Origin of the sequence: Streptomyces sp. NPDC057623 (assembly GCF_042800355.1) — a bacterium.
GTDB lineage: Bacteria > Actinomycetota > Actinomycetes > Streptomycetales > Streptomycetaceae > Streptomyces.
The window spans coordinates 28,636-51,832 of the sequence record NZ_JBHVGZ010000026.1; the positions used below are offsets into that span (position 1 = coordinate 28,636).

Genomic DNA, 23,197 nt, shown 5'->3' on the forward strand with positions numbered 1-23,197 from the left:
CTTCCCTGCTGAACCGACCGAAGGAGCCGGTGAGTTGACCGGCCGAACAGCCGTGGAACTTACGGCCGTCCGTACCGGCCGTAGACCTTAACCTGCGCGCCGCTGCGCGAACTCCCACGCGTCGGCGACGATGCCCGCGAGGTCCGCGCGGGACGGGTTCCAGCCGAGCCGCTCGCGGGCGGTGTCGGCGGAGGCGACCAGGACCGCCGGGTCGCCGCCCCGGCGCGGGGCGACGACCTCGGGGATCGGGTGGCCGGTGACCTGCCGGACGGTCTCGACGACCTGGCGGACGGAGAAGCCGTTGCCGTTGCCGAGGTTGCAGATGAGGTGCTCGCCGGGCTTGGCGGCCTTGAGCGCCAGCAGGTGGGCCTCGGCCAGGTCGGCGACGTGGATGTAGTCGCGGACGCAGGTTCCGTCGGGCGTCGGATAGTCGTCGCCGTAGACGGAGATCGCGTCGCGCCTGCCCTGGGCGACCTGGAGGACCAGCGGGATGAGGTGCGACTCGGGGTCGTGGCGCTCGCCGCAGTCGCCGTAGGCGCCCGCGACGTTGAAGTACCTGAGCGAGACGGCACCGAGCCCGTGGGCCGCCGCCTCGCCGGTGATCATGTGGTCCACGGCGAGCTTGGAGGCGCCGTACGGGTTCGTCGGCTGCGTCGGCGCCGACTCGACGATCGGCACCTCCTTCGGCTCGCCGTACGTGGCAGCCGTCGACGAGAACACGAGCTTGCGCACGCCCGCCTCCCGCATCGCGCCGATCAGCGCCATGGTGCCGCCGACGTTGTTGTCCCAGTACTTCTCGGGCTTCACGACCGACTCGCCGACCTGCGAGGACGCGGCGAAGTGCAGCACCGCGTCGAAGGAGGGGTCCAGCCACTTGGCGGCGTCGCGGATGTCGCCCTCGATGAAGGAAGCCCCGGCCGGCACGCCCTCGCGGAAGCCGGTCGAAAGGTTGTCCAGGACCACGACCTCGCCACCCGCCTCCAGCAGATGCTGGGCGACCACGCTGCCCACATAGCCGGCGCCACCGGTGACCAGGTACTTCCCACTCATGAACTCGCTACCTCTCGCAGTCGCTCGGCCGCGCGCTCCGGCGGCACGTCGTTGATGAACACGTTCATGCCGGACTCGGAACCCGCGAGGAACTTCAGCTTGCCGGAAGTGCGGCGAATGGTGAAAAGCTCGAGGTGCAGCGCGAAGTCGTCCCGCACGACACCCTCGAAGTCCTCCAACTGCCCGAACGGCGCCTGGTGCCAGGCGGCGATGTAGGGCGTCGGAGGCTCACCTTCCCCGAAGATCCGGTCGAACCGCCGCAACAGTTCCAGATAAACCTTGGGGAACTCTGAGCGTGCCTCTTCGTCGAGCGCGAGCAGATCGGGCACCCGGCGCTTCGGGTACAGGTGCACCTCGTACGGCCAGTGGGCGGCGTACGGCACGAAGGCCACCCAGTGTTCACTCTCCAGGACGACCCGCTCGCCGTCGAGCTCACGCTCCAGTACGGCGTCGAAGAGGTTCTCCCCACCGGTGGCGTCCTTGTGCGCCGCGACGGAACGCAGCATCAGAGCCGTACGCGGGGTGGTGAAGGGGTAGGCGTAGATCTGCCCGTGCGGGTGCCCCAGGGTCACGCCGATCTCGGCGCCGCGGTTCTCGAAGCAGAACACCTGCTGCACGGAGGGCAGGGAGGACAGCTCGGAGGTCCGGTCGGTCCACGCGTCGAGGACGAGCCGCGCCTGCTCCTCGGTCAGGTCGGCGAAGGCCGCCTGGTGGTCGGAGGTGAAGCAGACGACCTCGCAGCGCCCGGCGTCACCGGCGAGCGAGGGGAAACGGTTCTGGAAGACGACGACGTCGTACGACGAGTCCGGGATCTCGCTCAGCCGCCCGCCCTCGGAGGGGCACAGGGGGCACTCGTCGGCCGGCGGGTGGTAGGTCCGCCCCTGCCGGTGCGAGGCGATGGCGACGGAGTCGCCGAGCAACTCGTCATGGCGGACCTCGGACGTCGTGACGGTCCGGTCCAGCGGCCGCTGGTCGACGGCGTCCCGCACGGTGTCGTCGCGCAGGTCGTAGTAGACGAGCTCACGACCGTCGGCCAGCTGGGTCGAGGTCTTCTTCACGGCGGACTCCATTCGAGCCACTCAGATCTTCCGAGACTCCTCCGAGCCTCCATCAAACATAACCGAACACAGAGAAACACAACTCACCACCAGCGTCAACATCACAATCAAACAAAGAGCACCACCCGCCATGTTCAATTACTGAACACAGAGGCGTAGGTTCCGCGCTGTATCGGTTCGCGCAACGAAGCGAGTACTTATGCAAACCCCCACACAATCCCCCGCCTACCTCGCCGCCGAGCTCCGGCTCCCCACGAACTGGCTCGACTACACGCTCCTGGGCATCTACTTCGTCTTCGTCCTCGGCATCGGCTTCGCCGCCCGCCGCTCCGTGAAGACCACCCTCGACTTCTTCCTCTCCGGCCGCTCCCTGCCCGCCTGGGTCACGGGCCTCGCGTTCATCTCCGCCAACCTGGCGGCGACGGAGATCCTCGGCATGGCGGCGAACAGCGCGCAGTACGGCGCCTACACCGTGCACTGGTACTGGATCGGCGCCATCCCGGCCATGGTCTTCCTGGGCCTGGTGATGATGCCCTTCTACTACGGCAGCAAGGTCCGCTCGGTACCCGAGTTCCTCCTCCTCCGCTTCGACAAGGGGGCACACCTGCTCAGTTCGGTCCTGTTCGCCTTCGCGGCCATCCTGATCGCCGGCGTGAACCTCTACGCCCTGGCGATCGTGGTCGAAGCGCTGCTCGGCTGGCCCCAGTGGGTGGCGATCGTCGTCGCGGGCTTCTTCGTGCTGGCCTACATCACCCTCGGCGGCCTGTCCTCGGCCATCTACAACGAGGTCCTCCAGTTCTTCGTGATCCTGGCGGCCCTGATCCCGATCACCGTCCTGGCCCTGAAGAAGGCGGGCGGCTGGGACGGCCTGACGGACACCCTGACCAAGTCCCACGGCGACGACTTCGTCACCGCCTGGGGCGGCACGGGCATCGGCGAGGCGAACCCCCTCGGCGCGAACTGGCTGACGATCGTCCTGGGCCTGGGCTTCGTCCTGTCCTTCGGCTACTGGACGACGAACTTCGCCGAGGTCCAACGCGCCCTCTCCGCGAAGAACCTCTCGGCGGCCCAGCGCACCCCGCTGATCGCGGCGTTCCCGAAGATCTTCATCGTGTTCCTGGTCATGATTCCCGGCCTGGCGGCCGCGGCCCTGGTCCCCGGCTTCGGAACCGAGGAGTCGGGCTACCAGTACAACGACGCCATCCCGTACCTCATGCAGGACCTGCTGCCCAACGGCGTCCTGGGCATCGCGGTGACCGGCCTCCTGGCCGCGTTCATGGCGGGCATGGCGGCGAACGTGTCGTCCTTCAACACCGTGTTCACCACGGACATCTGGGCGAAGTACGTGGTGACGGACCGCGAGGACTCCTACTACGTCCGCTTCGGCCGCCTCATCACAGCCATCGGCGTCTTCGCCTCGATCGGCACGGCGTTCCTGGCCTCGTCCTTCTCCAACATCATGAGCTACCTCCAGACCCTGTTCTCCTTCTTCAACGTGCCGATGTTCGTGGTCTTCATCGTCGGCATGTTCTGGAAGCGGGCGTCGATGAAGTCGGGCTTCTGGGGCCTCCTGGCAGGCACCACGGCGGCAATGATCAACTACTTCGTCCTCTACAAGCAGGACGTCATCAGCATCCCCTCCGACCAGGGCGCGAACTTCGTCTCCGCGATCGCGGGCTTCGTGGCCGGCGGGGTCGTCATGGTCGCGGTCTCCCTCTTCACGGCACCCAAGCCGGCGGAAGACCTCCAAGGCCTGGTCTACGGCACCCGCTCCCCCGGCATGGCCGAGCCGCCGGCCGAGGGCGACGACGCGTGGTACCGGAAGCCGGCGCTGCTGGGCTGGGGCGCGGTGGTACTGGCTGCGGCCTGCTACATCCCGTTCTCGTTCTCGTTCTGACGCGGAGGTTGAAGCCATGACAGACCACTCCAACCACTCCGACGACTCCGACCACGCCGAAAACTCCGACAACTCCGGTCGGCCCGACCGCCCCCGGCACCCCGGCTACTCCGAGAAGGACGTACTGCGCGAGGTCACCGAGCTGGAGGGCAAGTCCGAGACCGCCGCCCGGCTCTTCGACATCCGGCGGATCATCGGCGGCCTCTTCGTCCTCTACGGCGTCATCGTCACGATCACCGGGCTCACGGACGACGACGCGGCGATCGACAAGGCCCAGGGCGTCAACATCAACCTCTGGACGGGGCTGGGCATGCTGGCCCTCGGGGTCTTCTTCCTGCTGTGGCTGAGGTTGCGGCCCACGGCACATCCGGCGCCGCCGCCGCTGGCGTCGCGGCCGTCGCAGGAGGACGGGCCTTCCGCATAGCGGGCTGGGGGCACGGCCCGGGGTCTGTTGAACGGGCTCAGGCCCCGGCCTTGGGGCGCTCAGCCGAGCGGGGACGACTCGGCGCGCCGGATGTCCCGTTCCACGACCTCGGGGAGGACTCGGGAGACGGTGGTGAAATCGTTGTCCGCGTGCAGCAGGGTGAGACCGTGGTGAACGGCGGTGGCGCACAGCACCAGATCAGCCGGCCCGGGACCACGGTGCTGCCCCTTCTGAGTGAGCTTGTACTGGGCGTTCTCGGCCCAGCGCCAAGCGTCCTTGGGGACGGCGACTCCCTCGAAGAGGGTGGCCAGCTCTGCCTCCATCTCGTCCCGGTCTGCGGGGCTCTCCGCCGAGTACAGGTATTCGAGGCGAGTCGGGGCACAGACCTTGAGCAGCCCTGCCTCGATGGGCCCCGTCCACCGGGACTGAACGTCTCTGTCACGAAGGATCTGCCAGATCCCTGAAGTGTCGATCAGATAGGAACCGATCACGTACCGCTCCGCTGTGCGCTCTTGCGGGCCTCGTACGCATGGATGGCGGGATCGAGTTCACCTCGTGCGGCACGCGCTGTCATCTGCTCAAGCGCCTCCAGCCTCCTCAGACGCTGGACGACCTCCCGCAGTGCCGTATTGACCGTGTCCTTCTTGGTCCTGGTCCCCAGCAGACGCATGGCGTCGGCCAGCAGCTCGGGGTTGACCTCTATGTTCGTCGCGCTCATGCACCGGCCTTTCGCACATGATGTGCACACTCCTTGTGCGCTACCTTCAGAATATCGCCGATGAGACGGATGGGACGAAGCAGAAGACGGCAGTGGGCTCATGAGCGTGCTCATGGACCGCTGTCGTTGATCTCGTCGTCCCCGCTGCCCCTGGGGCACGGTCACCCGCGACGGCGTCCCCGCCCTCCGGAGCCGCGGCGCCACCTGCTCGTACAAGGGCGGGGCGTCGGTGATCGGCACGGGGACGACGCTGATCAGCACGGCCAGTGACCGGGAGACGGCGAAGCGGCCTCTCGGCCAGGCGGGCCAACAGGCATGGCCGGGACAGGAGTTCTTACGACTCCGGCCCCACCCCTGTCTCTCCGGACATACGCGGGAGGGGCCCTGCCCGGTCCAGCAACCCCGTCCGAGCCGCCAACGCCGCCGCCTCAAGTCTCGAACCGACGCCCAGTTTCATCAGCACCCGCTGCACATGCGTACGTGCCGTCGACGGTGCGATGCCCATGCCCGCGGCGATCAGGCGGGTGTCCTCGCCGTCGGCCACTCGGACCAGGACCTCGACCTCTCGCGGGGTGAGCATCTGGAGCAACCGCTGCCCCTCGTCGTCCGGCTGGGCGGCGGGGTTGAGCAGTTCGCTGAACGCCCCTTGCAGCAGCTGCGGCGCCACGGCCGCCTCCCCCGCCCGAGCCTTCATGATCGCCCGCTCGACGCCCTCTATGCGTTCGTCATGGCGCACATAGCCGGAGGCTCCGGCCGCGAACGCCGCCGCGATGCCGCGCGGACTCGGAACCGGGCCCAACACCAGCACAGCCACCTGCGGCCGCTCCCGCTTGATCCTCACCACCGGATCGAACATCCCCGGCTCCGCGGGGGAAGCCGTCCCCAGCAGACACACCTCGGGCGCCCGCGTGATCACCAACTCCGCCGCCCCCGCGGCCGGCGCCGCCGCGGCCAGCACCCGGTGCCCCCTCAGCTTCAGCGCCGAGGCCAACGCCTCGGCGAGCAATCGGTGGTCGTCGACCACCATGAGCCGCACTCCCATCGAGCAACCCCCCAGTCACCCAGTCCCCGTCCCAGTTCCCCCAGCGGGATGCCATCGGCGCCTCACTACGGAGACTCACCATGGACGACCACTGGTCCGCGCGGGCGGAACGAGCCCCCTGCTCCCCCGCCCATCATGCCCGGGAAGCTACACGCTTGTTCGACGTTGCGCGCCCCTACCAGTGAGAAGTGCCCCGGAAAGACGGATTTTCTTGCTTTCCCCGCATTCGAGGACGATGAGACGCTCACGAGGTAGCGGGATCCGTAGGCCCGACGGGACGGCCAAACATGCCACGATCGTAGCCTCACGGTGCCCAGCGAACCCGTGACCTCCAGTGAGGGCCCGCCGTATCGCAGCGGACCGTGACCTCCGTGTAGTGGCCGTCAGAGCCACGTGTCCACCCCGGCAGCCGCCGACCGGGATGCTCCATTCGATCTCTCCTATCGGCGGGACGAGCTCCGTCGGCGTCAACCTTCCGAAATCTGGGAATTCTGAAGGTGCCGAATAATCAGTTCAAGATCCGCTAGCGCCTTGAAGCAGAATTCCTGATCTCGAGCGTTGATCGAGTGGACAACGCTCGAGAATGCGGGATCTTCAAGTCGTGAGCTTCACTCAGAATCCGAGACGGCAAGAGAATCCAATTCCTCCTGGCCCTGTCGAGCGTCCAGTCAACCTGGGTTCGCGCCACCCCTTACAGCCTCTTCTACTAGCTCCGCAACATTCCCTTGGGGCGACTTGTAACGCCAGCACCTGCGGATATCCATAATAGGGGTTTCTTTCTAGAGGTAAAGAGAACCATGCAAGTTCTCCGAACCTGCTAAGAGCGCGCTTCTCGCTTGACCGCCAGGCCCCGCCAGTGACGTCCAGCCGATCATCACAGGCCGTTGACGGATTATGGGCGCGCAACTTGAGAGGACGTTTGCCGAATCTGGGCCCCGGTTTTAACGAGTTGGACCGGGCCGGGCTTCAGCGTGTACGCGTGGCAGCGTCCTCACCGTTGAGCGGTGACGCCAGCCCGTAGGTGGGCGGTCTTAGCCAGAGGATTGTCGACGTAGGTGGCGGGGTTGGGTGCGGTGGTGAGTCCGAGGGGGTCGGGGGTGGTGAATCGGGCGGTTTCGGGGTCGTAGTGGCGGAAGTAGTTGTAGTGAAGGCCGGTTTCAGGGTCGTGGTACTGGCCTGGGAAGCGGAGGGGGGTGTGGGCAGTGGCGGTGCGGTTCCAGGTGGTGGTGCCCCAGAGGGTGGTGCGGGCGTGCCAGGCGATGTCGCCGTGTTCGTCGACGAGTTCGGTGGGGGTGCCGATCAGGTCGGTGACGATGGCATAGAAGCGGGAGTCGATTTCGTCCTGGGGTGCGCCGGCAGAGCAGGCGGTTTGCGTTCGGCCTGGGCGAGGGGGTGCAGACGCCATAGCCCTTCTCGGTACATATCAATATTCCGCGACCGCGTCCACCACTTACCGGCCCCTCATGAAGGATTGATATCTGCACGAAGTCGCGAATCAGGCAGTTCACCGGAAGCCCAGGACCAAAGTGCGCCCATCGCACTTCGAGGCAGTCGCGCCGAACTCTTACAGGCCCGAAAAAGGAGCCCTGGACGTCCAGCCACGTACCAATTTTCCCGCCTAACATTAATGAAAACGTCAACCAATTCACCCCCCTCAGCAAGAAGACATTTCATCGCATCAACATCGTCATCAAATTTCGACATGGGGAGAATTTTTACATTGTAAGCTTCTTTGAACTCCCGACAAAATTTCCGCGCCGCATAGGATGGCACCCTCCGCACCCACCACCGACCTTCTGGAGCATTAGGGAAAACCTCGCGTTCGAACACGGTTTGCAACGACACATCGACGGTAAGGATTTCACGCATGAGCGCTTCCGCACCAATGGGATCCAGATCCCGAAAAGAATCTTCCACTTCCTCGAGTGCACTACGCATGGTTACATCGTTCAGATAATCCTCAATATCCCACGGGAAGCCGTCGATACAGTCGGCCCCAAAGGCGCACCATCGCTCGATCACTTCATGCGGTGCGATCCGAGAAGTCCAACCCGCATTCGAGAAGAGGGTAGAAAATTCTTCACGCTGATCCTCGTACTTACTACCTGACACTCTCATCCTCCATGTACCTAAGTGGATCATCGGGGCGGAAATAATTGACAATCTTCCCGCCCTGCGAAATGACAAGCCTGCCCTCTGAATCCATACGAAGTATGGCGCCGTCACCTGCACGGACCACCTCGCGGACACCGGGAGGGAGCGGATCACTCATGAGCTTCTCAGCATCCCTGACATAGCGATCAAAGCCGTCGACTCCATCGACCTCGTCCGCATACTCTGGCATGTCCGGACGCTCTCCAGGACGCTTATCGATACCGAGAACATGCTTGTCATATTTTTCGTCGACCGCACTCATATCCCACTTGCACGGTATGAGTCCCAGCGGGTCGGACCAGGTATGGGGATTGTGGACGTAGGTGGTTGGGTTGGGTGCAGGGGCGAGGCCCAGTGGGTCCTGCGTGAGGTAGCGGGCTGCCTCGGGGTCATAGTGGCGGAAGAAGTTGTAGTGAAGGCCGGTTTCAGGGTCGTGATATTGGCCGGGGAAACGCAGCGGCGTGTACGCGGTAGCGGTGCGGTTCCAGGTTGTCGTGCCCCACAGGGTGGTGCGGGTGTGCCAGGCGATGTCGCCTTGGTCGTCGACGAGTTCGGTGGGGGTGCCGATCAGGTCGGTGACGATGGCGTAGAAGCGGGAGTCGATCTCTTCCTGGGGCGCGCCGGTAGCGGCAGCGGTAGCGGTTTTGCGTTCGGTTTGGGCCAAGGGGTGCAGACCCTGGTGGTCCCAGGTGAGGGTGATCGCGGGTTGGGTGGTGCCGGGGGCGTGGGTGGTCTGTTCGGTGAGGGTGGTGCCGTCCCAGGTGAAGTCCGTCTGTTCCGTGACGGTTTCGCCGTCTGGGGCGAGGCGTTGTTTGGCGATGCGGCGGCCCAGGGGGTCGTAGCGGTAGTGCCAGATGGTGCCGTCGGGGGTGATCACGGACGTCAGCCGGTCTTCGGTGTCCCAGGTGTAGCGCCAGGTGTCCGGTTTGCGGGACAGGCGGGTTTTCTGGCGCAGGGTGATGCGGCCCGCTTCGTCGTGTTCGTAGCGGACGTTGCCCGCGCGGGTGATGCGGGTTCCGGTGTAGGTGCGGTCGCCGGTTGATTCCTGGCCTGGCATGGAGTTCGGCCAGGTGGCGTGGGTCTGGTTGCCTGCGGTGTCGTAGGCGTAGGACTCGGACCAGTTCGCGGCGTGGACGGCGGTGACACGGCTCGCCGCGTCTAGGTCGAAGCGACGGCTGCCGCCCAGGTGGTCGTCGATGCCGGTCAGGTTGCCGTCGGCTCGGTAGGTGTAGGCGCGGTGCTGCAGGGGCCGACCGGTTGGGCCGGTGAGTTCCTGCTTGGTGAGGCGGCCCAGGGGGTCGAAGGCGTTGGTGAGGGTGAGGGTGTCGCCGATGTGGCGGCTCAGTTCGCGGCCTGCGGCGTCGTGGGTGAAGGTGAGGGTGCGGCCGGCGGTGGTGAGTTCGGTGCGGTTGCCGGCGGCGTCGTAGGTCCACGTGCTGGTCGACCCTGTCGGGGTGGTGCGGCTGGTGCGGCGGCCCAGTACGTCGTAGGTGTAGGTGAGTGTGCGGCCGTTGACCGTCTCGGATATCAGGCGGCCCGTCTCGTCCCGCTGCAAGGTCAGGACCGTGTCTGGGCTGGTTGCCCGCGCCAGGCCGCCTGTCGTGTCGTACATGTACGTGGTGAGCGCTCCGGCCGCGTCCTTGCGTACCACTCGGCCCAGCGCATCCCGCTCGAAGCGGACGGTCAGTGCTGAGGCCGTGGTGGTGGCCGTCAGTTGGCCCGCCGCGTCGTGCGCATACGTCAGGGTGCGGTTGTCGAAGTCCGTCTCCGCGACCAGGCGACCCGCCGGGTCGTACTCGTAACTCCAGTTCAGGCCCTGGGGGTTGGTGAAGCCGGTGAGGCGTAGCTCGGTGTCGTGGGTGAAGGCATAGCGGACGCCGTCTGGGCCCGTGCGGGCGGCCAGCAGGTCGAAGTGGGTGTACTCGTACCGAGAGACGGCGCCCATGGAGTCGGTGTGGCTGGTGCAGTTGCCCTCGCCGTCGTACGTCCAGGACTCCGTGCTGCCGTCCGGGGCCGTGCGGCAGGACGCCTTGCCCTCGACCGTCCACTCCAGGCGGGTGACCGCGCCGAGGGGGTCCGTGATAGTCCTCGGGCGGCCGAAGGCGTCGCGTTCGTAGCGGGTCACGGCGCCCAGCGGGTCCGTGACCTCCAGGGGCAGGCCCGCCGTATTGCAGCGGACTGTGGTTGTCGCGCCCGTTGCGTCCGTTACCGCCCTCAGGTGGCCGAGGTCGTCGTACGTGAAGCGGGTCGTCGCCCCGGAGGAGTCGGTCACCGTCGTGCGGTTGCCGAACTCGTCGAACTGCTGGCTGGCATGCGCGCCGTCGGCCCCGGATATGGAGACGGGCAGGCCCTGGTCGTCGTAGCCGATGCTGGTGTAGCGGCCGTCGGGGCGGACCGCCATCAGCAGGCGGCCTGCCTCGTCGTAGGCGTAGCTTCGTCATACTCACGGGCAGGGAGCCGGGCTACGGTTCGGGCTGGCTGCCGCCCAGCCAGTGCCTGGCCTACAAGAGGTCGAACACGTCGGGCAGTTGCGGGAAATGGGGCGCGCAGTCACCGCACGCATACACGCTGGTTCCCGGCCCGGAGTATGGACAATATCACTCGGGCGAATATCCCTGAAAATCACTTCTCGTTCGGACGGGAAGCCAGTGCCTTTATCCAGGAGCGAATGGCGCCCCCAACGCTCGGTTAACAGCTACACCGTACCCAGCGCCGCGAATTTCGCACACCCATGCGCCGCGCCCGGTGCCCGTGGATTGCGTGGGAGATGAAAGGTGTCCGGACTACTGGGACAGACGACGATCGCCGGCTGAACAGGAAGAAGATCATCGTGAACTATCCGATTCCACGCGAGCGACCCGGAGCCGACGGTCCGCCCTCACAACAGTTGCCCCCAAACAATCCAACGAACCTTTTAGTCATTCCTTGGAACTCCAGACGGCCTCGAGGAAATCTTCTGGCGGTCTACAGAAATGATCTAGGACATAGTGGACAACTAGATCTGGGGTGATCATCCACAGACCAGATGGGGAGAAGACTCGAACTTCCGCCCCACCGAGCGAGACCCTCCGGCCGTCAACTTCAATCTTCGACTCCCGCTCACCTGGCGTCCACGTTCCTTACCGAGAGGGATCCAACTCTTTACCATGCCGACCTCACCAGCTTCCGTCTGCCTATCGAGGAATGGCCGCAGAGGACTGCTGTTGAGTCCGATTTGAGATCCCGACCGGGTTCCGGATGAGGATCGACTTCAAGGGTAATCCAGGAATTCGCGTGCGGCGCCGATCACCTTTCCCAACGATTCGACCTCAATCCGCTCTCCACTGGGGTATTTTTCAACGCAGTAACCCCCGCCCTTCAGGGGAGCCATCCTGACCCCTCCCCCCATTCGGGAGGCATGGTCTCGCGTGAGCCCAAAACGCCCCATACTCAAGTAGGGGAAAAGAGTCCGAAGCCAGGCATCAGCATGGACAGCCTGCAGCATCTCGCGGAAAATGGGCCTTTTTTCGTACCGAAAGAGCAAATCCCATTGGGTGGCTACGGGGTCGCCATTTTCGTAGGCCAAGGCAAGTTCATCGTATCCCAGGAAGGGGAACCGGGCATTCAGTTCGATGAGGGTAGCGCCTTTGCGCCAGGCATCAAGGGCCTTTACCACGGTACGAAGGTCGTCGGTTCCGCCTGCCGCCCAGGGTCGGACACTGCTTTCGATGCTGATGGAGAACCAGCGCTCTTGAGCGCCAAGACGGACGAATACGGGACCTCGATCCGAGTTCAAATGCGCGCTAATCAGATGAGAGGCGGCACTGGAGCCGCCCGGTCCAATCTCGCCAAGATCCATCCCGCATTCGGAAGCCTCATGAGAGAGTGCCGCCACCAGGCCACCATGCTCCACCAGATCGGGATACAACGAGGAATCCACGATGTCTGCAATTTCCTGCCAGGCGCTGTCTTCGTCGGCCCTCATCTTGCAATTCCCTTCCAGGGGCTCAGTAATGAAATGATCCGTGCGCGTCACATGATAAAGTCACGCACTCTACCAAAGGTTCCCCAATCGGGCTCGGCCAGGTCATTTACAATTTTCCCTGTCGCGTCGTACCATGTGACACTACTCCAGTCCCTGTGCCCATGTCGCACCGCCCTAGCGATCCATCCCATCTCCTCCTCGGTCGCATGAATAGGGCCATCAACTTTTTCGATCCCCAGACCTCTCCTCGCCATTCCTTCGAATCCGCCAGAGAACCCTTTCATGTTCACGTGAATTCTTACTGACCCGTCCTGGATTGCCGACAAAACCGGCCCCTGCCATTCAGTGGGACCCAGGTCGAGGAAGTGTTTCACGCCTAGGTCGTCCGCGAACTTCGCCGTCTCTGCCCACTGATACCCCAAGGCTATCTCGCAGGGTGCGAGGCCGAATGGATCTACCCAGGCGAGAGGGTTGGTGACATACGCGAAAGGGTCGGGAGCCGGGTGCAGCCCCAGAGGATCTGGGGACAGGTAGCGGGCCGTTTCGGGGTCTTAGTGGCGGAAGTAGTTGTAATGCAGGCCCGTTTCGGGGTCGTGGTATTGGCCGGGGAAGCGCAGCGGGGTATAGGCGGTGGCGGTGCGGTTCCAGGTGGTGGTGCCCCAGAGGGTGGTGCGGGTGTGCCAGGCGATGTCGCCGTGTTCGTCGACGAGTTCGGTGGGGGTGCCGATGAGGTCGGTGACGATGGCGTAGAAGCGGGAGTCGATCTCTTCCTGGGGTGTGATGGAGGTAGCGAGCCTCGTTTTGCGTTCGGTCTGCGTCAGGGGGTGCAGGCCCTGGTGGTCCCAGGTGAGGGTGATGGCCGGCTGGTCGGTGCCGGGGCTGTGTGTGGTCTGTTCGGCGAGGGTCGTGCCGTCCCAGGTGAAGTCGACCTGTTCCAGGATCGTTTCGCCGTCGGGGGCGAGGCGTTGTTTGGCGATGCGGCGGCCGAGCGGGTCGTAGCGGTAGCGCCAGGTGGTGCCGTCTGGGGTGATCACAGACGTAAGGCGGTCTTCGGCGTCCCAGACGTAGCGCCAGGTGTCCGGCTTGCGGGACAGGCGGATCTTCTGACGCAGGGTGATCCGGCCCGCCGCGTCGTGTTCGTAGCGGACGCTGCCCGCACGCGTGATGCGGGTGCCGTCATAAGCGCGGCTCCCTGTCGCTTCCTGGCCCGGTATGGAGTCCGGCCACGTGGCGTGGGTCTGGTTGCCTGCGGTGTCGTAGGCGTAGGACTCCGTCCAGTTCGCGGCACGGACGGCGGACACTCGTCCCGCCGCGTCAAGGTCGAACCGGCGGGTGCCGCCCAGGTGGTCGTCGATGCCGATCAGGTTGCCGTCGGCGCCGTAGGAGTAGGCGCGGTGTTGGAGACGCCGGTCAGCGGGTCCGGTTAGTTCCTGCTCGGTGACGCGGCCCAGTGAGTCGAATGCGCTGGCGAGGGTCATGGTGTCGCCGATGCGGCGAGCCAGCTCGCGGCCCGCCGCATCATGGGTGAAGGTGAGAGTACGGCCGCAGCTGATCAGTTCGGTCCGGTTGCCAGACGCGTCGTACGTCCATGTGCTGCTCGCGCCGGTCGGCGTGGTGCGGCCGGTGCGGCGACCCAAGGAGTCGTATGTGTAGGTGAGTGAACGGCCGTTGACCGTCTCGGCTGTCAGCCGGCCCCTCCCGTCCCGCTGCAACGTCAGGGCCGCATCCGGGCTCATCGCTTCCGCCAGGCCGCCCGTCGCGTCGTACGCGTACGTCGTGACCGCGCCGGCCGCGTCCTTCCGCACCACGCGGCCCAGGACGTCCCTGTCGAAACGGATAGTCTGGCCGGAGGCCGTGATGCTGGCGGTCAGCTGGCCTGCCCCGTCGTGTTCGTACGTAAGCCGCCGGTCGTCGAAGTCCGTCTCCGCGACCAGACGTCCGGCCGCGTCGTACTCGTACGACCATGTCAGCCCCTGCGGATTCGTGACCTTCGTCAGCTGGAGTTCAGTGTCGTGCGCGAACTCGTAGCGCACTCCGTCCGGGCCGGTACGGGCCGACATCAGGTCGAAGTGGGTGTACTCGTACCGGGAGACGGCGCCCATGGCGTCGGTGTGGCTGGTGCAGTTGCCCTCGCCGTCGTAGGTCCAGGATTCGGTGGTGCCGTCGGCGGCTGTACGGCGGGACAGGCGGCTCTCCACCGTCCACTCCAGGCGGGTCACCGCGCCCGTTGGATCGGTGAGGGTGACCGGGCGGCCGAAGGCGTCGCGTTCGTAGCGGGTCACGGCACACAGGGGGTCCGTGATCTCCAGGGGCAGGCCCGCGGTGTTGCAGCGGACCGTCGTGGTCGCGCCGGTCGCGTCCGTGACCGCCGCCAGGTTGCCGAGGTCGTCGTACGTGTAGCGGGTCGTGGTCCCCGACGCGTCGGTTACGGCCGTGCGGTTGCCGAACTCGTCGAACTGCTGGGAGACATGGGTGCCGTCGGGGCCGACCAATGAGACGGGCAGGCCATGGTCGTTGTAGCCGATGCTGGCGTAGCGGCCGTCGGGGCGGACGACCATGATCGGGCGGCCCGCGTTGTCGTAGGCGTAGCTGGTGGTGCGGCCGAGCGGGTCGGTGACCGTCAGCGGGCGTTCATAGCGGTCGTAGGTCGTGCGGGTCGTCGCTCCGTCGGGTCCGGTCTCGGCCACCACCTGGAGGTCGCTGTTGACCTCGTAGCGCGTGCTGTGGCCCAGGGAGTCGGTCGCGGTGATGGTGCGGTGCCCGGTCTGCGGGTCGATGTCGCCGTATGTGAACGTGTTGCGTAGGTGCCCCGCATCGCCCGACTGGGATGTGCAGCGGGCCTCTTCGTCGTAGACGTAGCGGTAGGACGAGTCGTTCGTGTCGGTCCAGGCGGTGATGCGACCCAGCTCGTCGTTGGCGAAACGGGTCGGTAGGCCGGACGAGTTCGTCACCGCCGCCAGGTGGCCGTGCTCGTCGTAGCCGAAGCGGACCAGCGTCACGTCCCCAGCGTCGGGCGACACGGTGTCGGCCAGGTGCAGGGCGGTGATCCGCCCCCCGGTCGTCTCGATCTTCAGGCGGTAGCCCGCCGAGTGCACGATCCCCGTGGGAGCGCCCTCGTGGTCGTACTCGAAGGTGAGCCACTGGCCGGAACGGTCGGTGATCTGCTCCAGCAAGGCGATACCGTTGCCGTCGCCGCCCGGGGCCGCGAAGTGCCAGTTGCGGCCGGCGGCGGGGTCGGTGACGGCGTAGTCGCCGTAGGCATCGATGGTCAGCGGGTAGCGGCCGCCCTCCAGGGGCAGGGTCGGCACGCCCGGGGCGGGGTGAGGGTAGGCGAGCAGCGCGCCGTTCTCGCGGATGAGGATGACGCCTTCCGCGTCGACCTCCAGGCGCTGGTCGGCGGTTGATGTCCATCTCGGACCGAACCAGCGGCCGGCCTCGTACGACGACTCGAACTGCCGGGAGAAGACCCAGGGGCAGCTTGGCGGGCAGGGTCACGTCGGTCTGCGGCAGCGCCATCCGGCCGGTGGCCATGTCGATGGGGTCGCCGAACCACTTGCACTTGTTCTCCCTGGCGAAGTCCTTGATCGCCTGGCCGATGCTCCTGCGCGCCGCTCCGGTCGCCGCGCCTTCCGCGGCACCTCGCGCGGCCCCTCGGGCCGCGCCGGTCGCGCCCTTGGCGCCGATCAGATTCGAGGCGAGGTAGCCCATGGAGTCGGCCGGGTCGCTGCTCCAGCCGCTGCCGATGATGGCCTTGGGCAGGCGTTCGGGGTGAGCGGCGGTGCCTATCAGCCCGGCCAGCAGCATGTTGGTGTTCTTCTGCCAGTCGCCGGGGTGGGTGAGGTTGTAGGGGTCGTACGGGTTGACGGTGCGGACCAGCTTCACCAGGTCCGCGCCGCCCTTGAGGAAACCACCCACCACATGAGCCTGGTTCAGCGACATGCCCACGACGGCGTCCACGGCGTCGGCCTTCATCCGGTCGGTGAACTCTGGCTTCGGAGGAGCCGTCTCCAGGGCGGCCGCCACCCGGCGCTGCGCGTCGCGGGCGGCATCGGTGCGTTGACGGCGCGCCTCGGTAAGGATGTCCTGCGCCTCCTGCCGACGCGCCACACCCGGGTCGACGAAGTCACCCGGTTCGGTCGGTTTCCGTCCCGGGTTGCGCCCCGCCGATGCGGCGGCGTTGTAGCGGTCGGCCGCCTGGTTGTACGCCGTCACCTGGGCGTTGTGCGCGTCCACCGCCTGCCGACTGGCATCCTCAGCCTTGCGATAGGCGTCGATCGCCACCTGCGCCTGCCCCTGCGCCCAGCGCACCGTGTCCGCGTACGCCTCCAGCGCCTTGGCCGCCGCCTCACAAGCGTCAGCCGCCGTCAGCCACTGCCTGGGATGCATGTCGAACTTCTCGCGGAAGGCGTCCGCCGCCTGGCCCTGCCAGCCGTCGCCGTCCAACGAACGCATTCCCTGGCCGACGTTCTCGAACGCCCGGTAGAAGTCGCGAAGGTGCCGGGCGCGTGCCTCCAGGGCCTGCGCACTGCCGTGGACCAGTTCCTTGGGGTCCTCGCTCTCTCCCAACCGGCGCTCGGCGACATCGCCGCCCAGCCGGTTGTTCACTCCCTCCCCGAAGTCACGGACCCCCTCGGCCGCGGAGTCCGCGCCGACCGCTGACAGGCCGTCCGCGGCCTTGTCCGTAGTCCAGTTGACGGCCTCGCCGACGCCCTTCTGCACGCCGTCGGCGACACTGTCCAGGCCGTCCCCGACGTCGTTGACCAGGTCCCCCAGGCCCATCAGCGCTCAACCTCCCCGAACGAGGCCTGCGACGGGCCGTCCGGCTGCCACTCCGTGTTCGGGTCGAATGGCGCGTCCGGGGTCACCGTCGAAGTCGCCACGTCCTTCATGGCCTGATCCCAGGCCTGCTCGGACGCCTCGTCGGCCTCCCGCACGGACTCCGCGCTGTAGTCCGGGTTCATGACCTGGGATACGGGGTTGTCCTTCAACGTGTCCGACCAGGAACGCTGGGCGACCTCCTCCGGGGTCATGGTCAGAGAGGGAGTGCCCATGGTCGATGCCCACACCGTCTTCAGGGTGTTCGAGGCGTACTGCTCCTGCTCGTGATACAGCCCCGCCGACAGGTTCAGCCGCTCCGCGAACTCGTTGGCGTCCCGCAACAACGAGCGCACACCCCAGCCCCACCGCTCACAGAAATCGGCGAAGACCTGCCGCAGACCGGCGTCCCCCACCTCCAGGCCCGCCAACTCCAACTCGTCGAAGCCGAGACCCTGGGACGCCTCGACGTCGAAGCCCAGCTCCTTCAACTCATCGATCGCCAGGTTGATGCCCTTGGTGATCCGCTCCAGCGCCTCCGGATCAACTCGGTAGCCACTGCCGCCGTTCACGCGCTCGCCCCCTGCCCGTCCACCGGCACTGCCACCGCAACCGCCGTAACCGGCACGATCCCCGCCACCGGCGGCAGGATCATGCCTGTGGCGCTGCCCGCGTCCACCGCGATCCCGACCGGCCCCTGCACGCGCGGGATCACCCGGTCCAACAGCCATGCGCCGTACGCCGGGACGCGCTCGTCGAGCGTCTCGCCCCGGGCCTCGGCGAAACGTGTCAGCGCGGCGTCGTCCGTGAACGCGAAGATCCAGCGGATGCCGGCCGCCTCGACCGAGACCAGCGAGTCGTCCACCACCGGCACGAGCACCTCGCTGCGGCGGAACTCCCCCACCGCCGCCCGCAGATCGCCGTCCCCGGTCTCCGCCAGATCCGTCAGTAGCAGCCGCAATGCGTCGGCGCTCACGTCAGCCCCCGTCGTCGATTCACCAATTGGCGTGCGCACAGCTTCAGGCAAGAAATCGATCGACTTTGATCACTGCTGTCGCAAATCAGTACCGTAACTCAGGGGTCTGACTGTGTTCCAAGCAGTTCAGGCGTGTCTGCGCCCACTTGGCTTGAACAGGGCTTCGAAGGAGTCGAGTAGCGCGAGCGGCCTCACCCTGACGTACGCCTCGACTCACTCCTGCAAAGCGGCGCAACGGGCCGCACCGCACGGCGTTTGACAGAGCACTCGCCAGGGACCCGTGACCCTCCACGCCCGTCGCCGCCGGCCCGCCGTCGGTCGCCGCACCACCCGCGGGAACCGCACGCAGAGCCGCACGCAGAGCCGCCGGTCGCACCGCCGCCGGTCGCACCGCTCGGGCGGCGCCCCTTCGGATTTTCCGGACACCCTCGGTATTCACTTGTATTCTTGCGGCATGGCTGACACCACCATCAAGATCAGCGAGCCGATAAGGGACCGTCTGCGCACCCTCGCAGAGGAACGCGGCCTCAGTACGCGTGCCTACGTCGAGCGCGTGGTCGCCGCGGCGCCCACGGAGGCGGAGCGCGCGGAGCGTACGGCCCGGGCGATCGCCTACGTCCGGGCCAACTTGTGCCCGGACCTCTCCGAAGACGACGTACGCGCGGCGCAGGAATGGCGTGCCTCGATCGCAGCCCGACAGGTGGGGGAACGCAGGTGATCGTCCTGGACCATACGGCGGTCCTCGCCCTGTGCCGCGGCCACCGGCTGCTGTCAGGGCTGGCCGTGGTCGAGGTCGACGACCCCTACCAGCGCGCGCACGTGCCGGCGCTGTGTCTGGTGGCCGCGACTCTCGAACTCCCGGGGGTGGTCGCACACATCGGTGCACTCCCCGGCCTGGAGTTCCTCCCACTCGACTTCGCCGGTGCCGCCGCTGTCGAGCAGACCGTGGCCACAGGACTGGGCTGGACGTACGGGCACGCCGTCTACGCAGCGGCTGCCGGTGCCGTCGAAGGACAAGTGCTGACCGCCACGCCTGAGGTCTATGACGGTACGGGGGTATGGGCCGTGGACATCGGCAAGCCCTGACCCGCTCACCCAGGGCCAGGGGAGCGCACCTCGCGCTAGCCTCGCGCTTTCGCGAGTGAGGCTGTGCGGGTCTTGATCAAATAAGTGGAGAGTGCGGAGAGTACTGCTGACCTGCAACGATGGGGCTTGTCGAGGGTCCTGTCAGCTGCGAGGAAAGATCGGCTCGACCTACGACGGGCGCCCACCAGGGCGTCCCGTCAGGACCACTTGGACGTTCTCGGCATCGTGAGCGGCCGCGCGATGCTCCCCAAGCAGGGCGCTGCGATCCACGATGACCACCTGTGCGTCGGGGTCCTGCCCCGGCCTCGCGATCAAGCCACGCTGGTGCGGGCGAAGCAACAGACGGCCCCGGAAGCGGGATGTCGATGCCTCCGAGGCCTCCGTCGCGTGTGCGCCCCGCCCTGTTCTCCGCCAGGGCGGGGCGGACAGCACCTAGGGACGGATGCACCCTGCGGTCGGGCCGGCCGCCGCCCGCCTCTCCGGCCCGGCCCGGCCCGGCCTACAAGAGGTCGAACACGTCGGGCGGCGGCGGGAAGCAGGACGCACAGTCACCGCACGCGTACACGTTGAATCCCGGCCCGGAGTTCTGGTGCACCTCGGAGACGAGGACCGGGCTGTCGGTGGTCCGGTCGCAGCGCACGCACATCCGCACGGGCCGCCGTACGACGGCCGACGCGTCCGTGCGGGCACACCGCTGGCAGACCTGCCGGTGCCGGACGGTTCCGCCGCTGTCCGTGGTGACGGTCACGTGCGGCGGCTCGGCCGACCCGCACATTTCGCACACGTCAGCTGGCACGAGGTCGGCGATGTCACGGTGCGGGCCGTCGTGCCCCTCGGCCCGCAGGCATGCGAGCCCCTGTGCACCGGGGAGCGGTGCCCCGCACTCCTCCATTCCGGGCGGCTGCTGGAGCCAGGCGTGGCCGAAGGCGTCGCGGTGGTCTCCGTCGTGATCCTGGCCCAGGACGCAGGGCAGGCGGCGACGTCCGTGCCCCGGCCGCTCCCACCCGGGGCGGCGGGCGCCGCACAGCGCGGTACCGGTGGAGGTGCCGGTGGCGGCCATCACGCCACCTCCCGCGTGCCGGTCACGTACTGATCAAGCCGATCAAGGTAGATACCGAAGTCCGCGGCATGGACCAGGACGAGGCGGCGCTCCCTTCGCCGCCGCCTCTCCTCGAACGCGACCAGGTAGGGGCGGACCAAGGCGGTCTCCTCGCCGTCGAGCGGCGACTCCAGCCCGTAGGGGCTCCTCGGCGACGAGGGACGAACCGGGGGTGCGGGTGCAGGAGGGGTGAGCAGTGGCGGCACGGCGGCCGGGCGGTCGGCGCGGTGCCGGCCTCGGGGGTGAGGGCCGAAGACTTCCAGCACCCACCGTAGGAAGGCATGGATAATGCCCATCGTCATCAGCTCCTCTGATAGCTGTTGGCCTCGCCCCGGGGTCCTGCCAGACCGCCGGGGTCTTCTCTTGCCACATGACTCTACGCCAACTTAGTACGTCTTGGTACGTCTTTTCACGTGCAAGCACGTTCTATGCTGGCCCTAGCTGACCTCTTACGCTCCAGGCATGATCGAGATCGACCGGGAGAGCATCACCCCGATGTACTTGCAACTGGCATCCGCCCTGCGCGAGCGCATCCGACGCGGCGAGATTCCGGTTGGCCGTCGCATCCCCTCTCACTACGAGCTGGAGCAAGAGACGGGAGGTGCGGTAAGTCGCCGCACCATCAAATCCGCCATCGACGCACTCGCCGCCGAGGGAATCGTTCAGGGCGTCCAGGGCAAGGGCGTATTCGTCATCAGGAAGCCCGAGACACCCCCGCCCGCCGACGAGCCCGAGGGCAACGGGACCTCTTCCTGACGCACAGCGTGCACCTCTTCAAGGCATCGCCACTCCCGCAGAACACGGCACGCGCCCACGCAGACGTCGCCGTGCAGACGACAGCAAGGCGACTGCCCTGTCCGTCACTGCGACAAGGGCGAATGCGGCGGCCCATGACTGCGAGTGAGCCATGGCGAACAATTCACAGGAGCACCTGGGGTGTTGCCCGGGCTGCCGATAAAGTCCTGCAGACGAGCGGAAGACAGCCGGACGGCCGCTTAGATGACCTTGCGGCCACGGCGTTGCACCGGTGAACGGGGAGAGGGGCTGACTCGCGGTGGCGAGCGGACGCTACAGAGTTGATCTGAGCGAGTTAGACGAGGTCGTCAAGAAGCTCAACTGGGTCATTTCAGACCTGGGTGACGCGAAATCCGACTCCAAGTACAAGACGTACCTGCCGCCAGGGGCACTGGGCGAGAGCGTCGCGGGCGCGCAGTTCGTGGAGGCGGAGAAGCTCCACGTCGCGCACGCGGAGATGAAGACGCATCTTGAGGACATCGTGGAGCACATCCACGACCTGATGGACGACTTCGGCACCAAGACGAAGAAGACGCACGGCGCTTACCAGGACCAGGAAGCCGACGTGACGAAGTCGATGCAGGGCGGGGAGTGACCAGGCCATGAGCGGCGGCAAGAACGACGGCTACACCTACGAGTACCAGCCGGCGGCGATGTGCTACAACGCCTCGCACGAGTCGGACTTCGCGCACATGGACATGGACCAGATGAAGGCCATGGTCCGCAACGCCAAACCGGTCGAGGTGCACAACGTCGCCAGGGGCTGGACCGAGGTCAACAACAAACTGGTCGGCGAGGGTGGCGACGGAGGCGTCCGGGACACCTTCCTGAAAGCGGTGACCGCGGTACTCGAACACTGGGAGGGCGACTCGGCCGACCGGTTCAAGGAACAGGCCGACATCATCGCGCAGAAGCTCCAGGACGGAGCGAAGTACGCGCAGTACACCTCCACCGCGATGCACAGCGCGGCCACCGTACTGGAGACCATCAAGCCCGAGGTCGAGGCGATGGAGAAGCCGGGCACGACCAGCAGCGTGCTCGACGCGGTCGGCGATCTCGGCAGCCGTTCGGACGAGGGCCTGGAGGACGACCTGGGGCAGGGGGCGTCCACGCAGAAGGCACTGGACAACAACTCGGGGGACCTGTCCGCCGGTAAGGAAGCCCAGCTGAAGATGGCTGTGAAGATGGAGCAGTTGGGGGCTGCTTATGCTTCGCAGACGAAGGCTATGGGGACGTGGAAGAGAAGTAGTCGACACGACGAGACGGAGCAGTATCCCGGCGATCCCGGAGGTACGCCGCCGATTCCCATCGTGGTGATGCCGACTGATTCCGGTCCCAGACTCGTTGGCCGGACACCGTCCACCGGTAGTTCGTCCAGCAGCGCGAACCGATCTGTGATTTCCCCGAGCCCCAGCGGCCCGAACCGCGTTGGCGGCCCGGGATCCGGTTCCTCATCCAAGACAGCCGCCCCCTCCACTGTCGGCACAGATGTCGACAGCGTCACCACCACCAGCCCGGGCGGTGCAGGCAGAGGAGCCACAGCCGCGACCGGTGCTGGCGGCCCCGGCGGAGGCGGTGGCGCCGGATCTGGTGGAGCGAACGGCGTCCCTGGTGGAGGGACTGGTTTCCCGGGAAGCTCCAGGGGTGGCGAAGCAGGCATCGGACGCAACGGCTCGGCGAATGGAACGGGCGCCGCGACCGGTACAGGCCGTGGCGCAGTGGGCGGTGCGGGCATGGGTGCTGGAGCGGGCGGGAAGGGTGCATCGTCGGCTTCCAGCCGTGGCCCTCTGGCCCGTGCGAAGGGCGGTGTCGTCGGCGAAGCCAAGAGTCCCTCCCGTTCTGGTTCCGGTGTCGGTTCAGGCCTGCACGGCAGCCGCGGCGGCACTGCGGAAGGTCGTGGATCGGCCGGCCTCCATGGAGCCGGCGGCGCGGCAGGCAGCGGACGCGACAAGAAGAAGAGTGCCAAGGACCGTCCCGACTACCTCGTCGAGGACGAGGAGACCTGGGTGTCGCCCAAGCAGAACACCACCCCCCGGGTCATCGAGTAGAAGTCCGCCGGGCACGATCAGCAGGACAGTGGGCTGGGGCTCGCGAACTTCGCGGTGTGCGAGCCCCACTC

The 23,197-nt window shown here is 66.6% G+C and carries 18 protein-coding genes and 3 pseudogenes; 7 read left to right on the plus strand and 14 right to left on the minus strand.

Features of this window, described 5'->3' with window-relative positions; genetic code table 11:
- Positions 1-87: 87 nt before the first annotated feature.
- Both galE and galT read right to left on the minus strand, forming a co-directional pair.
- Positions 88-1,050: a UDP-glucose 4-epimerase GalE gene (gene galE, locus ACFU95_RS25355; RefSeq protein ID WP_383831628.1), complete on the minus strand. Its 963-nt coding sequence runs from the start codon at positions 1,048-1,050 to the stop codon at positions 88-90.
- Positions 1,047-2,108 (minus strand): galactose-1-phosphate uridylyltransferase, encoded by a 1,062-nt coding sequence (galT, locus tag ACFU95_RS25360; RefSeq protein ID WP_383831630.1) that lies wholly within the window; start codon positions 2,106-2,108, stop codon positions 1,047-1,049. The genes galE and galT overlap by 4 nt, the downstream gene beginning before the upstream one ends.
- A 199-nt stretch (positions 2,109-2,307) precedes the next feature.
- On the opposite strand from galT, the gene ACFU95_RS25365 reads away from it, so the two are divergent.
- Together ACFU95_RS25365 and ACFU95_RS25370 are read left to right on the plus strand one after the other, a co-directional pair.
- Entirely contained in the window at positions 2,308-4,005 is a 1,698-nt protein-coding gene (locus ACFU95_RS25365) for a sodium:solute symporter family protein (RefSeq protein WP_383831632.1), read from the plus strand.
- Positions 4,006-4,021: 16 nt separating this feature from the next.
- Positions 4,022-4,429, plus strand: coding sequence for a hypothetical protein (locus ACFU95_RS25370; RefSeq protein WP_383831634.1), 408 nt, complete (start codon positions 4,022-4,024; stop codon positions 4,427-4,429).
- Positions 4,430-4,488: 59 nt separating this feature from the next.
- Here the strand turns inward: ACFU95_RS25370 and ACFU95_RS25375 are convergent, their stop codons facing one another.
- The 10 genes and pseudogenes from ACFU95_RS25375 to ACFU95_RS25420 form a co-directional block, all read right to left on the minus strand.
- Positions 4,489-4,917 carry a PIN domain nuclease gene (locus ACFU95_RS25375; RefSeq protein ID WP_383831790.1) on the minus strand — a complete coding sequence of 143 codons (429 nt, stop codon included), beginning with the start codon at positions 4,915-4,917 and terminating at the stop codon, positions 4,489-4,491.
- On the minus strand, positions 4,917-5,147 hold the full coding sequence (locus tag ACFU95_RS25380) for a type II toxin-antitoxin system VapB family antitoxin (protein WP_383831636.1): 231 nt from the start codon (positions 5,145-5,147) through the stop codon (positions 4,917-4,919). Before ACFU95_RS25380 ends, ACFU95_RS25375 begins: the two co-directional genes overlap by 1 nt.
- Before the next feature lie 334 nt (positions 5,148-5,481).
- Positions 5,482-6,189, minus strand: coding sequence for a LuxR C-terminal-related transcriptional regulator (locus ACFU95_RS25385; RefSeq protein WP_383831637.1), 708 nt, complete (start codon positions 6,187-6,189; stop codon positions 5,482-5,484).
- A gap of 1,036 nt (positions 6,190-7,225) precedes the next feature.
- A pseudogene (locus ACFU95_RS25390) lies at positions 7,226-7,546 on the minus strand (RHS repeat-associated core domain-containing protein); the annotation flags it as partial.
- Between the two features lie 104 nt (positions 7,547-7,650).
- Positions 7,651-8,301, minus strand: coding sequence for a hypothetical protein (locus ACFU95_RS25395; RefSeq protein ID WP_383831639.1), 651 nt, complete (start codon positions 8,299-8,301; stop codon positions 7,651-7,653).
- Positions 8,291-10,768 (minus strand): annotated as a pseudogene (locus tag ACFU95_RS25400) (RHS repeat-associated core domain-containing protein); the annotation flags it as partial. The gene ACFU95_RS25395 and the pseudogene ACFU95_RS25400, both read right to left, overlap by 11 nt.
- A gap of 825 nt (positions 10,769-11,593) precedes the next feature.
- Positions 11,594-12,307: a hypothetical protein gene (locus ACFU95_RS25405; protein ID WP_383831641.1), complete on the minus strand. Its 714-nt coding sequence runs from the start codon at positions 12,305-12,307 to the stop codon at positions 11,594-11,596.
- A 47-nt stretch (positions 12,308-12,354) separates the two neighbouring features.
- A pseudogene (locus ACFU95_RS25410) lies at positions 12,355-17,086 on the minus strand (putative T7SS-secreted protein).
- Positions 17,086-17,694 carry a hypothetical protein gene (locus tag ACFU95_RS25415; RefSeq protein WP_383831642.1) on the minus strand — a complete coding sequence of 203 codons (609 nt, stop codon included), beginning with the start codon at positions 17,692-17,694 and terminating at the stop codon, positions 17,086-17,088. The pseudogene ACFU95_RS25410 and the gene ACFU95_RS25415 overlap by 1 nt, the downstream one beginning before the upstream one ends.
- Complete coding sequence (locus ACFU95_RS25420) at positions 17,691-18,098, minus strand: SseB family protein (protein ID WP_383831644.1); 408 nt, start codon at positions 18,096-18,098, stop codon at positions 17,691-17,693. The genes ACFU95_RS25415 and ACFU95_RS25420 overlap by 4 nt, the downstream gene beginning before the upstream one ends.
- A gap of 454 nt (positions 18,099-18,552) precedes the next feature.
- Between ACFU95_RS25420 and ACFU95_RS25425 the strand changes: the two genes are divergently transcribed.
- Positions 18,553-18,816: a hypothetical protein gene (locus ACFU95_RS25425; protein WP_383831646.1), complete on the plus strand. Its 264-nt coding sequence runs from the start codon at positions 18,553-18,555 to the stop codon at positions 18,814-18,816.
- On the plus strand, positions 18,813-19,184 hold the full coding sequence (locus ACFU95_RS25430; RefSeq protein ID WP_383831648.1) for a hypothetical protein: 372 nt from the start codon (positions 18,813-18,815) through the stop codon (positions 19,182-19,184). The genes ACFU95_RS25425 and ACFU95_RS25430 overlap by 4 nt, the downstream gene beginning before the upstream one ends.
- A 499-nt stretch (positions 19,185-19,683) precedes the next feature.
- Here the strand turns inward: ACFU95_RS25430 and ACFU95_RS25435 are convergent, their stop codons facing one another.
- Positions 19,684-20,244 (minus strand): hypothetical protein, encoded by a 561-nt coding sequence (locus tag ACFU95_RS25435; RefSeq protein ID WP_383831650.1) that lies wholly within the window; start codon positions 20,242-20,244, stop codon positions 19,684-19,686.
- Positions 20,244-20,585 carry a hypothetical protein gene (locus ACFU95_RS25440; RefSeq protein ID WP_383831652.1) on the minus strand — a complete coding sequence of 114 codons (342 nt, stop codon included), beginning with the start codon at positions 20,583-20,585 and terminating at the stop codon, positions 20,244-20,246. Before ACFU95_RS25440 ends, ACFU95_RS25435 begins: the two co-directional genes overlap by 1 nt.
- 160 nt (positions 20,586-20,745) lie before the next feature.
- On the opposite strand from ACFU95_RS25440, the gene ACFU95_RS25445 reads away from it, so the two are divergent.
- From ACFU95_RS25445 to ACFU95_RS25455, 3 genes are all read left to right on the plus strand, one after another.
- On the plus strand, positions 20,746-21,039 hold the full coding sequence (locus ACFU95_RS25445; protein WP_383831654.1) for a GntR family transcriptional regulator: 294 nt from the start codon (positions 20,746-20,748) through the stop codon (positions 21,037-21,039).
- Positions 21,040-21,337: 298 nt separating this feature from the next.
- The gene (locus tag ACFU95_RS25450; protein WP_383831656.1) at positions 21,338-21,673 is read left to right on the plus strand and encodes a hypothetical protein; all 336 of its coding nucleotides are present in this window, start codon (positions 21,338-21,340) and stop codon (positions 21,671-21,673) included.
- 7 nt (positions 21,674-21,680) lie between these two features.
- The gene (locus ACFU95_RS25455) at positions 21,681-23,126 is read left to right on the plus strand and encodes a hypothetical protein (protein WP_383831658.1); all 1,446 of its coding nucleotides are present in this window, start codon (positions 21,681-21,683) and stop codon (positions 23,124-23,126) included.
- Positions 23,127-23,197 lie beyond the last annotated feature (71 nt).